Raw genomic sequence first — 12,910 nt, 5'->3', positions numbered from 1 at the left:
CTTCCTTAATGTCTAAAATTATCAGGCCATACCCTGGGGACTTGGCGTTGCTGTCCCGCCAATGATTTGGGTATAAGTCAAACCCGCCTTATTCGACTATAACGAAGCGCAGCAGTAGGGGGAAGCCTGTAAGGCGAAAGTGTAAAAAAAAGTGAGAAACGGGTGCGTTGAACCGCACCCGGAGGTGATTATGCTTTTTTATCAGCAGGCTTACTTTTCTTTCCGCGCATCAGATTCAGGGTTTCAACACCCATTGAGAAGAACATTGCGAAGTAGATGTAGCCTTTTGGAATGTGGATCTGGAAACTTTCCAGCATCAGCGTGAAACCGACCAGAATCAGGAAAGAGAGCGCCAACATTTTGACTGATGGGTGACGGTTTACAAATTCACCAATCGGTCTGGCAGCAAACATCATCACACCCACAGAAATAATTACCGCAGCCATCATAATGAACAGATGGTCCGACAGCCCAACCGCTGTGATGACCGAATCCAGACTAAAGATGATATCCAGCAGCATGATTTGCACGATGGCACCGAAGAATGAGCTAACGTTGCTGCTGTGCTCAGTATCGCTGCCCTCGATGGTTTCATGAATTTCTTTACTGGCTTTCCAAATCAGGAATAACCCACCTAACAGCAGGATCAAATCCCGCATGGAGACACCATGACCCGCTAGGGTAAATAGCGGTTCAGTCAGGCGAATCACCCAAGCTATAGACGCCAGTAATGCCAAGCGCATTAACATTGCCCCAGCCAAACCTATACGGCGGGCTTTGTTCTGCTGCGCTTTAGGTAATTTTGCGACTACCAAAGAGAGGAAAATAATATTGTCTATCCCGAGAACGATCTCGAGGATAGTTAACGTGCCCAGGGCCAACCAGGCATTTGGATCGGCAATCCATTCAAACATTGCGCCTTTACACCTTACGGAAACACAAAAATACAATTATACGCTTTTATTTATCAATCGGAACATCTCTGAGGTGATTGGTGTGGTGACTTAGCCGCCAACAACATCTACTTCGGTGATATTTTACAATAGGAAGTGGCGAGCCAGCATAGGTCCGGTAAAGGTTTTTTTCAGATAAAATCCACGGGGTAAGGTCATGATAGGCTGCCCCTGCTCGCCGATGGCTTCGGTCAATGCGCGGCTATTGGCCGCCTTCGGGCGTAACTGCAACACCTCGCCATGGCGCGCTGTGATGGTTTCGACTCTACCTAAAACAATAAGGTCCATTAACTCTTCCCAGTCGCGACGTAGCAACTCATCTTCTTGCGCATTCGGGCTCCACAATAGAGGGGCACCAACCCTGCGTTCCGCCAGCGGAATGTGCCGCTCTCCTTCGACCGGCACCCACAAGACTCTGGCCAATTTATGCCGCACATGGCTATTTTCCCAAGTGATACCGCTATTTCCGGTCAATGGTGCGACGCAGACGAAGGTGGTTTCCAACGGCTTGCCTTGGCCGCTGATCGGAATGGTTTTCAGCTCAATCCCAATATCCGCAAAATCCTGCTCAGGTTTGCTGCCCGCGCTGGCCCCCAGATAGAACTCCAGCAACATGCCAACCCACCCCTTGACGCGTTTTAAGTCTGCTGGGATGAGCCATTGTGCACGTGCGGCCAACTCACCTAGGGTAAAACCCGACAAAGCTTGGGCGCGCTGAAAAAGTTGATGTTCATCGGTAGGAGGGGCTGGTGGCAGTGAATAAACAGACATTGATGGAAACCTGCTAAAGTCGGTTAAAAAACAAACTGAATTAAAAGTGGCAGTATATGTGTTGTTGCTTAGCGCAGTATAAATGAATAATAGCATGATTTAACGGAAGTTTTCTTGGCTTCGGCGAAGGAAATACTTTTACTCTGGCTATCTTGTGCACCTACTGACAGTAATAATGAACAGGATCTTACACCTATTTATCCACAGATTTCTTGGATAACCTCAGTAAATCACGATCACTGGTTCAATTTACAGCCTTGACGAGCGCTTTTTTTGCGAGTTTTGCTATTTTTTGCATAACTTTGCTTCATTATCTGTGGATAAAAACTGCATTGATGGATCTTTAGCCAGCACCAGATTCAAAACGGATATAGATCACATTTTGGGGGTGTGGATACCTGTGGGAAACCTGTTACTTGATTGAAATTAATCATTTATTTTTTTAGATATTTTTATCGTATTATTAGTTTAAAATGAGTTGTACCCGCTTTACCCTAGAGTTCTGCACACCTATATCCACAGAAAAAGTGAATAAAACAGTGTGTCGGTTCCTTAGGGTGTTTATAACTTTGCTAATATCTGTGAGTTATCCCAAAGTTATCAGGTTTTATTGCCTGATAAGCAGTGGTTTACCGCCTGTTCCTAGTGTGAAACAATCAGGGTATCTTTGCGTTTTTAAGCTTATCGAGGTAGTCCGGTGATCGATGATGATGGCTACCGCCCGAACGTGGGTATCGTAATTTGTAATCGGCAAGGCGAAGTGTTGTGGGCCAGGCGCTACGGCCAGCACTCTTGGCAGTTTCCTCAAGGGGGGATTAACCCCGGTGAAACACCAGAGCAGGCTATGTATCGCGAACTTTTTGAAGAGGTAGGACTGAACAAAAAGGATGTCCGAATTCTGGCTTCAACCCGTAACTGGTTACGTTATAAATTACCGAAACGTTTGGTGCGTTGGGATACAAAGCCGGTGTGCATCGGCCAAAAGCAACGATGGTTTCTGCTACAGTTAATGTGCAATGAAGCCGATATCAACATGCAACGCAGCAGTACCCCGGAGTTTGATGGCTGGCGATGGGTCAGTTATTGGTATCCGGTGCGTCAGGTGGTCTCTTTTAAACGTGATGTTTATCGTCGCGTAATGAAAGAGTTTGCTCCAACCGTCATGCCTGTACAGGAGATTGCTCCGCCACGGGTGCCGCCTGCTTATCGCCGTAAAAGAGGTTAAGTTAAGCCGATCATGCTCATGCGTTTGCGAGAAATAGTTGAGAAAGTGGCAATGGCAACCAGCCTGACGGATGCGTTAGAGCTGTTGGTCAATGAAACCTGTCTGTCGATGGACACGGAAGTTTGCTCGATTTATCTGGCAGATAATGACCGCCGTTGTTACTACCTGATGGCGACGCGGGGTTTGAAAAAACCTCGTGGTCGCATTATTACGCTGGCTTTTGACGAAGGTATCGTTGGGCTGGTGGGGCGTTTGGCCGAGCCAATTAACCTGGCTGATGCTCAGAGTCACCCCAGTTTTAAGTATGTTCCGCAAGTCAAAGAGGATCGCTTCCGCGCGTTTCTTGGGGTGCCTATTATCTATCGCCGCCAGCTACTTGGCGTGCTGGTGGTTCAGCAACGTGAGCATCGTCAGTTTGATGAGAGCGAAGAGTCGTTCATGGTCACGCTGGCGACACAGCTGGCGGGCATTCTTTCTCAATCTCAGCTTAATGCCATTTTTGGTCAATATCGTCAAACGCGAATTCGCGCTCTGGCTGCGGCACCCGGCGTGGCTGTTGCTGAAGGGTGGCAGGACACCTCCCAGCCCTCCCTCGATTTGGTTTATGAAGCCTCAACGCTTGACACTGTCCAGGAGCGCGAACGCCTAACTCAGGCGTTGGAAGAGGCCGGGGCTGAATTCCGCCGCTTTAGTAAGCGCTTTGCTGCCAGCTCACAAAAAGAGAGCGCGGCAATTTTTGATCTCTACTCCCACTTGCTAAATGACGCCCGCTTAAAGCGTGAGCTTTTCGCGCAAATTGACGCCGGTTCTGTGGCCGAATGGGCGGTGAAACAGGTGGTTGAACAATTTGCGGCGCAATTTGCCAACTTGCAAGACACCTACATGCGCGAGCGTGCTAGTGATCTGCGGGCATTAGGTTTGCGTTTGCTGTTTCACCTCGACGACAGCACTTCCGGGGCCAGCCAATGGCCTGAGCGGTTTATTCTGGTCGCCGATGAGCTAACCGCAACATTATTGGCTGAGGTGCCACAGGATCGTCTGGTCGGTGTGGTGGTGCGTGACGGTGCGGCTAACTCCCACGCCGCTATTTTGGTGCGCGCCATGGGGATCCCGACGGTAATGGGCGCGGATATCCAGCCAGCACTGCTGAGTCAGCGGCTATTGATTGTCGATGGCTATCGTGGCGAGGTGTTGGTCGATCCTGAGCCTGTGCTGATCAAAGAGTATCAGCGGCTGGTCACCGAAGAGATTGAACTCAGCAAGCTGGCTGAGGATGAGGTCGAACAACCTGCAGCCCTGAAAAGTGGTGAACGGATTCAGGTCATGCTGAACGCCGGTCTTAGCCCGGAACATGAAAAACTGCTGGGGGGACGAGTCGATGGCGTGGGCCTCTACCGCACTGAAATTCCATTCATGTTACAAAGCGGTTTCCCTTCAGAAGAGGAGCAAGTCGCGCAATATCAAGGCATGTTGCAGCTTTATCCCAACAAATCCGTGACTTTGCGTACCCTGGACATTGGCGCAGATAAGCAACTGCCCTACATGCCCATTAGCGAAGAGAACCCTTGTCTGGGCTGGCGCGGCATCCGTGTTACCCTCGATCAGCCGGAGATCTTTTTGATCCAGGTCAGAGCGATGCTTCGCGCCAATGCAGGCACCGGGAATCTGGGTATTTTATTACCGATGATCACCAGTCTGGAAGAGGTCGATGAAGCCAAACGTCTGATTGACCGCGCCGGGCGCGAGGTTCAGGAAGTATTGGGTTATGAGTTACCACAGCCGAAATTGGGCGTGATGATTGAAGTCCCGGCGATGATCTTTATGTTGCCTTACCTGAAATCTCGAGTCGATTTCATCTCGGTGGGTACCAATGATCTAACACAATATTTGCTGGCAGTAGATCGCAACAACACTCGTGTTGCCTCGCTGTATGACAGCCTGCATCCGGCAGTGCTGCAAGTGCTAAGCCACATTTTGACGCAAGCGACACAAGCAGGTTTGCAGGTGAGTTTGTGTGGTGAAATGGCTGGCGATCCTATGGGCGCGCTGCTGCTGGTTGGATTGGGCTATCGCAATCTCAGTATGAATGGCCGCAGTGTGGCACGAATTAAATATCTGCTGCGTAATATTGATTTGGCAGATGCACAAGCATTGGCTGAGCGGGTATTAACCGCACAAATGACCACTGATGTGCGTCACTTAACAGCGGCGTTTATGGAACGCCGAGGGTTGGGTGGGTTGATTCGCGGCGGCAAGTAACTTTATCCGTTGAAACTCATCGGCATTCATAGGTTTGTTCGATGTCAGCAACGTCAATGAGTTTGGGGATATCCATAAAAGCTTTTGGCGGATAATCCTCACTTTCAGGATCACTGTTGTTTACAGAACTTTTCCTTCCGGTGCGCCCCTAAGTGACCGCCTATGCTATTATGCGCAACTTGTGGCCCTAACCGGCAAGAACACCTGTTTTCCCAAAAACAATAGACATTCCGTGGTGATAGATGAGCAATAGCTATCTGGCGTTTCCTAAATTCGATCCGGTCATTTTCTCAATTGGCCCGGTTTCACTTCATTGGTATGGCCTGATGTACCTGGTCGGCTTCGTCTTCGCCATGTGGTTGGCGGTTCGTCGGGCCAACAAGCCAGGTAGCGGCTGGACTAAAGAAGAGGTCGAAAATCTCCTTTACGCCGGTTTCCTCGGTGTGTTTGTTGGTGGCCGTGTCGGTTATGTTCTGTTCTACAACCTGCCGATGTTCCTCGATAACCCCCTCTACCTGTTTAAAGTCTGGGATGGCGGTATGTCATTCCACGGCGGTTTGATTGGTGTTATCTGCGTAATGCTGTGGTTCGCCCGCCGTACCAAGCGCCATTTCTTCCAAGTTGCCGACTTTATGGCACCGCTGATTCCCTTTGGTTTAGGTGCCGGTCGCCTCGGTAATTTTATCAATGGCGAGCTATGGGGCCGTGTCACGACCGATACCCCGTGGGCGATGCTATTCCCAACTTCCCGTGGCGAAGACATTGCGATTGTTGCTGCTGATCCGGCAAAATGGCAGGCAATATTTAACCAATATGGCGTATTGCCGCGTCACCCTTCGCAACTGTACGAAATGCTCCTTGAGGGGGTGGTGCTGTTTATCATCCTAAACCTGTTTATCCGCAAGCCGCGCCCGATGGGCAGTGTTTCTGGCCTGTTCCTGATTGGTTATGGTGTATTCCGCATTATCGTGGAGTGTTTCCGCCAGCCAGATGCTCAGCTTGGCTTGTTCGACGGCGTGATCAGCATGGGGCAGATCCTCTCTGTACCTATGATTCTGGCCGGTATCATTATGATGATTTGGGCGTATCGCCGTCCTGCGCAACAACTTTCGTGAGGTAACATGAAACAGTATCTGGATTTGATGAAAAAAGTGCTGGAAGAGGGCACCCCTAAAGATGACCGTACCGGTACAGGTACAGTATCGATTTTTGGGCATCAGATGCGTTTCAATTTACAAGACGGCTTCCCGCTGGTAACCACCAAACGCTGCCATTTGCGTTCGATCATCCATGAGCTGTTATGGTTCCTCAATGGCGATACCAATATTGGTTATCTGAAGGAAAATAGTGTCTCAATCTGGGATGAGTGGGCCGATGAGAATGGTGATCTTGGCCCGGTATATGGCAAGCAATGGCGTGCCTGGGGCGCTGCCGATGGGCGTCAGATTGACCAACTGAGCAACGTAGTAAAGCAGCTTAAGCAAGATCCTAATTCACGTCGCATTATTGTCTCCGCCTGGAATGTGGGTGAACTGGACCAAATGGCACTAGCACCTTGCCATGCTTTCTTCCAGTTCTACGTGGCTGATGGCAAGCTCTCTTGTCAGCTATATCAACGTTCTTGTGATGTGTTCCTTGGCTTGCCATTTAACATTGCCAGCTATGCATTACTGATACATATGATGGCGCAACAGTGTGATTTGGACGTTGGTGATTTTGTCTGGACGGGTGGCGATACTCACTTATACAGCAACCACATAGAGCAAACGCACCTGCAATTGAGCCGCGAACCTCGGGCATTGCCGAAGTTGATTATCAAACGTAAGCCTGACTCCTTATTTGATTATCACTTCGATGACTTTGAAATTGAAGGATATGATCCGCATCCTGGGATTAAAGCTCCGATCGCTATTTAATTCTCTGACCTTCTGACCGGAGCCGCAATGGCTCCGGTTTTATATCTGCTATCTTCATAACACCACCCCCATAATTGTCCTCTATCCTGCAATAAAAATGCGAGCCGTGCCGCACTCTTTTCTGCATTTATGTCATCGTAAATAAAATTTTGCGCACCGTTTCCAACCCTGATAATGAGTCACTAGACCTCAAATTTTAACGCCGTAAACTTGCGGCATGAAAATCGACATTGCACTCAATAAAATAGGGTTCATAAAGAACAATTTCCTGATAAAACAAAAAGGTATCAGCCTGATTGAAGTATTGCTGGTTATTGCATTGGTCGGTGTTATGGCGACATGGGGGGCGCAAAGTTGGCACCAATATCGGCAACGGGAAAGGCTGGCTGATAGCGCACGCCAGCTACTTGCCTTCTTAACACATTTGCAGGTACAGGCTAATCGCAGCAACGACACGGCATTATTGTGGATACAACAACATGGGCAAGGGTGCCTGGGCAGTGGTGATAAACCCACAGCGCCTTGTTCCGTATTAACCGGCAGAGTGTTTATTCCACCTTATCCTGATGTGGCTATCACTATGTCATTGCAAAAGAGTATTGGTTTCTATGGGGTAAGAAACACCGCGCAAGCAGGAAGCATCCTACTCAATAACCCCGCAGGGCGTATCCGGTTGATTATTTCCAGTCGGGGGCGAATAAGGCTATGTGGTGAAGGTCAGTCAATATCAGGTATTCACGTATGCTAAGGGGAATCATAAAGCCGATTGGGTCAATGCCGGAACAGACTTGGCATAAATCTATTTCAGGTTTTACATTGCCGGAAATGATGCTGGCATTAAGCATTGGCAGCATGATTGTGTTTGGCTCGGCACAGATTTTCCCCAAATTACGCCAACAGATATCAATATTACAGCAACACTATCGGTTGGAATTGGCACTTAGTCAGGCGATGGCGATGCTGGAAAAAGATTTGCGGCGAGCGGGTTTTTGCCATGGAGAGTGTCAAGGGAAGGCTATCACCACACATCATTATCCAGGTGAAGCCACTGACTCTTGCCTGATAGTTGCGTATGACCTTAACCGTAATGGCCGTTGGGAGGGGGAAAAGCATCAGGAATCCGAATACTTTGGCTATCGTTTGCGAAATAAGGCATTGGAAGCCCAGCGTGGGGAGCTGAATTGTGTTGGCGGTAGTTGGGAGCGAGTGTTTGACCCAAAAGAGGTCACCATAACGCATTTTTCTATTAGTCGATTACCCGAGCCAACATCTGCTCAGATTTACAAAGTGCAATTAGCTGGGCAAAGCACAGGTAATGCAACAGTCCATCATCAGCTTATTTATATGATTCGTGGGAATAATCTATGAAGCAGAATCGTCAACAGGGGGCCAGCACCTTAGCTGCTGTCGCCACACTTTTTGCTCTCGGTTTATTTCTACTGTCAGCTTTACACCGCCAATTGGACAATATTCAGCAAATCACAGCTGAAGAGCAGCGCCATTTACGGGCTTTTAATCAGGCGACCTCATCATTAGCCTGGGGAATAAACCAGCGTTGGTCATTCACTCTGCCATGGAGTGCTGGAGCAGCATGGCACTGTAATGAGCATCCACACTATGGCTTAAAAGCTTGTATTAAACCGGCATCGCTGACTGGATTTTTTATCTTGAGGGGGGAGAGCCAACCCTTTGGCGCACAGCCACCCTTGATGCTTTATCAGCGGGTCAAACTGGATGCTAATAAAATAAATAGGAAAAGCTATCAATTGGTTAAAGCCGCTCATGGCTGGTTGGACTTTTGCCCGGATAAGGATGCACAGTTTTGTCTTTATTAAGATGTTGCCACAGACCGCAATTTACCAAGGGGTTAGCCCATTCGCGGGAGTCGTCAGGATTTAGCCTGCCAGAAGCCTTAATAGCAGCACTGTTTTTCTCAGTTTCTCTGTTGGGATTGCTGCAATACCATCAGGCACTTTTACAGGGTTTTTCTGCTTTGTGGCAACAACGTCAGGCTTGGTCTCTGCTCCATCAGCATATTGAAAGTATCGGAGACGACACGCCTGATAGGCCTCTTATCTCTGGAATGAAGCCTAACTGGCTATATCGTCAATCGGTCGGCAGAGTTGAAGGGGAGTGCACCGAGTTTAATTTCACTATTGTGGTACGGCACAACCAACAAGCAGAACTAAGCCGTTGGTTTTGCCCGCTGAGTGAGATCTAGCCTCTGTCACGTCATGTACCAAGGGTGATAATGACGATAACCTATTGCACTCACTTATTATCAAGTTAGAGTATTAAACCTCAGGATTGATTCACAAGTGATAATCAGGTGGTTTAATCATTTATGAATGTTATCCATAGTGCCTTAAGGGAGTCATCATGTTCACGGTTTATCATTCTAATCAACTGGATTTACTCAAAGCGCTAACTACTGCGCTGATAGAACGAGAGCCGTTGGACAACCCTTTCCAGCAAGAAGTCGTGCTAGTTCAGAGCCCTGGTATGGCCCAATGGCTACAAATGCAACTGGCACAGCAGTTCAGTATTGCAGCCAATATTGAGTTTCCACTGCCCGCGACTTTTATCTGGGATATGTTTACCCGTGTCTTGCCGGGAATTCCCAAAGAGAGCGCATTTAGCAAAGACGCCATGACGTGGAAACTTATGTGGTTACTGCCAGATTTGCTGGATGATCCCGTGTTTGCGTCTATGAAACGCTACTTAAGTGATGACGGCGATAAACGTAAGATTCACCAACTTGCGGCACGGGTAGCCGACCTTTTTGACCAATATTTGGTGTATCGTCCGGAATGGCTTGAGGCTTGGGAACGTGGTCAACTCATTGAAAAACTGGATGATGCCCAGCTATGGCAAGCCAAATTATGGGTTAAACTGACAGACTATACCCGTGAATTGGATCAACCTGAATGGCACCGCGCTAATCTCTATCAGCGTTTTATCCGCATGCTACTCGACTCGGATATTTGCCCTGTTGGGCTACCAAAACGAGTATTTATTTGCGGTATATCGGCACTGCCTCCCATCTATTTGCAGGCGCTACAAGCACTGGGTAAGCATATTGATATCCATCTAATGTTTACCAACCCTTGCCGCTATTTCTGGGGGGATATTCAGGATTATGCCTTTTTGGCTAAGTTGCAAAGCCGTAAACGCAGGCATTATCGTGAATCGATTGAAGGCAAATCGATCGAAGTAAAACTGTTTCGTCATCCAGAACAAGCCGAACAACTATTCAATGCTGATGGAGAGCAGGATCTCAGTAACCCGCTATTAGCTTCATGGGGGCGGTTAGGCCGGGATCACATGTATCTATTGTCACAAGTTGATGATATCCAAGAGGTACATGCTTTTGTCGATATTGAGGCAGACAATTTATTGCATGGTATTCAGCACGATATGCTGGAGCTGGAAGATCACGCCATCATTGGTACCACACCGGAAACCTTAGCCCATAGCGACCAAAAACGGGTATTAGATCCAGCTGATCGATCTTTGAGTCTACATGTTTGTCACAGCCCGCAAAGGGAAGTTGAGGTTCTGCAAGATAACCTGTTGAGATTATTAGCCGCCGATCCTGAGCTCACCCCACGCGACATCATTGTGATGGTCGCCGACATTGACAGTTATACCCCCTATATTCAGGCTACATTTGGTAATGCGACGGGGGGGCGTTATCTGCCCTTTGCTATCTCTGATCGTAAAGCCAGTCAGGCCCATCCGGTGTTACAAGCTTTTATTACCTTACTTGATCTCCCCCAGAGCCGCTTTACCTCCGAGCAAGTATTGGCGCTGCTGGAAGTTCCTGCCTTAGCCAATAAATTTGCTATTACCGAAGATGGATTGCGTCGCTTGCGACAATGGGTGGGGGAGTCGGGTATTCGTTGGGGGTTGGATGATGACAATGTTCGAGAGCTATCTTTGCCCGCGACGGGGCAGCACACTTGGCATTTTGGCATAACCCGCATGTTGCTCGGTTATGCCATGGACAGTGGAGCCGGGGATTGGCAAGGTGTCTTGCCATATGATGAATCAAGTGGTTTGGCGGCGGAACTTGCCGGGCAACTGGCTGATATGTTGATGCACTTGAGCCAATGGCGGCTACTGTTAAGTGAATCACGTTCACTCAGCGACTGGTTACCATTATGCCGCAGCTTATTGGATACTTTCTTCGAGTCCGATAATGATACTGAGGCTGTTTTGGTGCTGATTGAACAGCAGTGGCAGAAGGTTGTCAGCTATGGTATTGCCGCTCAGTATCCGGATGTTGTGCCGCTTAATTTGTTACGTGATGAACTGGCCTCACGTTTGGACAATGAGCGCATCAGCCAGCGTTTCCTCGCGGGGCCAATCAACTTCTGTACCCTGATGCCAATGCGCTCTATCCCGTTTAAAGTCGTTTGCTTATTGGGCATGAACGACGGTATTTACCCACGAACACTTCCGCCGCTGGGATTTGATTTGATGGCAAAACAGGTTCGGCGTGGTGATCGCAGCCGCCGTGATGATGACCGTTATCTGTTCCTCGAAGCACTTCTTTCTGCCCAGCAACAGCTTTATATCAGTTATATCGGGCGTTCAATTCAAGACAACAGCAAGCGCTACCCTTCAGTGCTGGTGAGTGAATTGATTGAATATATTTCGCAAAGTTATCATTTGCCGGGAGATGAAGAGCTTAGTGCTGATGACAGCGCTAAACGAGTCATTAAGCACCTGCTCTGTTTACATGCTCGCATGCCATTTTCGGTAGAAAACTTCATTGAAAACAGTGAATTACAGAGTTACGCTGCGGAGTGGTTACCCTCCGCTGAATCCAAAGGGCTGGCACATCCAGAGTTTAATCAACCTCTGTCGCCTGAACCCTTACCTGAAATTACCTTAGATGAGTTAATTCGTTTCTTTCGTCATCCTGTCAGGGCATTCTTCCAGCTACGGTTAGGGGTGAATTTTGTTATTGAAGAAACGGAATTGCCAGATGAAGAGCCATTTACCTTAGATAACCTCAACCGTTATCAGTTTAACACCCAGTTGCTGAATGCACTTATAGATGATGGTGATATTAGCACCGTATTTACTCGTGCCCGAGCAGCTGGCAGCTTGCCTTATGGGGCCTTTGGTGAGCTTTACTGGGAGAGTCAGCAAGAGGAAATGGTGCCATTAGCTGAACAGATTCGTACTGAACGTAAAGAGAGCCATAGTATTGAGCTTAATATTGAATTTGGTGACACCACTCTTACGGGCTGGATTCATCAGGTTCAGGAGGATGGACTTATTCGTTGGCGACCAGCGGTATTGACAGCTGTCGATGGGCTTTTATTGTGGGTTGAACATTTGGTGTATTGCGCCGCAGGTGGTGAGGGTGAAAGCCGAATGTATGGCCGCAAAGGAACCGCCTGGCGCTATGATTCTTTGGGTTGCGATGAGGCTCGGCAATATTTACAGCAGCTAATGACGGGATATCAGCAAGGGATGTGTGAACCTCTGCTACTGTTGAGTAAAAGTGGTTGGGCATGGCTGAGTCACTGCTTTGATAGCGAATCTGGTCAGATTCTGTGGGATGAAGAAACGCAGACTAAAGCAATAATGAAACTTTTACAGGTCTGGCAAGGGGATCTGCGAGTTGCCGGAGAGGGGGAGGATTACTACGTAAAAAGGGTGCTCCGCCTGATGGATAACCAACATCTGGACATGATATTGCACGAAACGGAACGTTATTTATTACCGATTGCCCGCCATAATAAGGCATGAAAACTGCGCGTCACTCAAGT

Annotated in this window: 11 protein-coding genes; 9 read left to right on the top strand and 2 right to left on the bottom strand. The window is 48.4% G+C overall.

What is annotated here, in order from left to right; all coding sequences use genetic code 11:
* Positions 1-188: 188 nt before the first annotated feature.
* Both HRK25_RS01840 and mutH read right to left on the bottom strand, forming a co-directional pair.
* Complete coding sequence (locus HRK25_RS01840) at positions 189-914, bottom strand: TerC family protein (RefSeq protein WP_005272887.1); 726 nt, start codon at positions 912-914, stop codon at positions 189-191.
* A 123-nt stretch (positions 915-1,037) separates the two neighbouring features.
* Entirely contained in the window at positions 1,038-1,724 is a 687-nt protein-coding gene (gene mutH, locus HRK25_RS01835; protein WP_057647716.1) for a DNA mismatch repair endonuclease MutH, read from the bottom strand.
* A gap of 697 nt (positions 1,725-2,421) precedes the next feature.
* Between mutH and rppH the strand changes: the two genes are divergently transcribed.
* The 9 genes from rppH to recC all read left to right on the top strand — a co-directional run bounded on the left by rppH (position 2,422) and on the right by recC (position 12,890).
* A complete protein-coding gene (gene rppH / locus HRK25_RS01830; protein WP_005272897.1) occupies positions 2,422-2,949 on the top strand; it encodes an RNA pyrophosphohydrolase in 528 nt (175 codons plus the stop codon).
* Positions 2,950-2,961: 12 nt separating this feature from the next.
* A complete protein-coding gene (gene ptsP, locus HRK25_RS01825; protein WP_032897287.1) occupies positions 2,962-5,208 on the top strand; it encodes a phosphoenolpyruvate--protein phosphotransferase in 2,247 nt (748 codons plus the stop codon).
* 242 nt (positions 5,209-5,450) lie between these two features.
* Positions 5,451-6,323, top strand: coding sequence for a prolipoprotein diacylglyceryl transferase (gene lgt, locus HRK25_RS01820; RefSeq protein ID WP_005272902.1), 873 nt, complete (start codon positions 5,451-5,453; stop codon positions 6,321-6,323).
* A 6-nt stretch (positions 6,324-6,329) separates the two neighbouring features.
* Positions 6,330-7,124 (top strand): thymidylate synthase, encoded by a 795-nt coding sequence (gene thyA, locus HRK25_RS01815; RefSeq protein ID WP_005272904.1) that lies wholly within the window; start codon positions 6,330-6,332, stop codon positions 7,122-7,124.
* Positions 7,125-7,341: 217 nt separating this feature from the next.
* Positions 7,342-7,872: a prepilin peptidase-dependent protein gene (locus tag HRK25_RS01810; protein WP_005272906.1), complete on the top strand. Its 531-nt coding sequence runs from the start codon at positions 7,342-7,344 to the stop codon at positions 7,870-7,872.
* Between the two features lie 26 nt (positions 7,873-7,898).
* The gene (locus tag HRK25_RS01805; RefSeq protein ID WP_005272907.1) at positions 7,899-8,492 is read left to right on the top strand and encodes a prepilin peptidase-dependent protein; all 594 of its coding nucleotides are present in this window, start codon (positions 7,899-7,901) and stop codon (positions 8,490-8,492) included.
* A complete protein-coding gene (locus HRK25_RS01800) occupies positions 8,489-8,959 on the top strand; it encodes a YgdB family protein (RefSeq protein WP_032897291.1) in 471 nt (156 codons plus the stop codon). Before HRK25_RS01805 ends, HRK25_RS01800 begins: the two co-directional genes overlap by 4 nt.
* Entirely contained in the window at positions 8,947-9,345 is a 399-nt protein-coding gene (locus HRK25_RS01795) for a prepilin-type N-terminal cleavage/methylation domain-containing protein (RefSeq protein WP_032897293.1), read from the top strand. Before HRK25_RS01800 ends, HRK25_RS01795 begins: the two co-directional genes overlap by 13 nt.
* A 158-nt stretch (positions 9,346-9,503) precedes the next feature.
* A complete protein-coding gene (recC, locus tag HRK25_RS01790) occupies positions 9,504-12,890 on the top strand; it encodes an exodeoxyribonuclease V subunit gamma (RefSeq protein WP_032897296.1) in 3,387 nt (1,128 codons plus the stop codon).
* Positions 12,891-12,910: the final 20 nt, after the last annotated feature.

This window comes from Yersinia bercovieri ATCC 43970, assembly GCF_013282745.1.
Classification (GTDB): Bacteria; Pseudomonadota; Gammaproteobacteria; order Enterobacterales; family Enterobacteriaceae; genus Yersinia; species Yersinia bercovieri.
The sequence above is the reverse complement of the archived record's forward strand: the minus strand, read 5'-3'. Positions and strand labels throughout refer to the sequence as shown.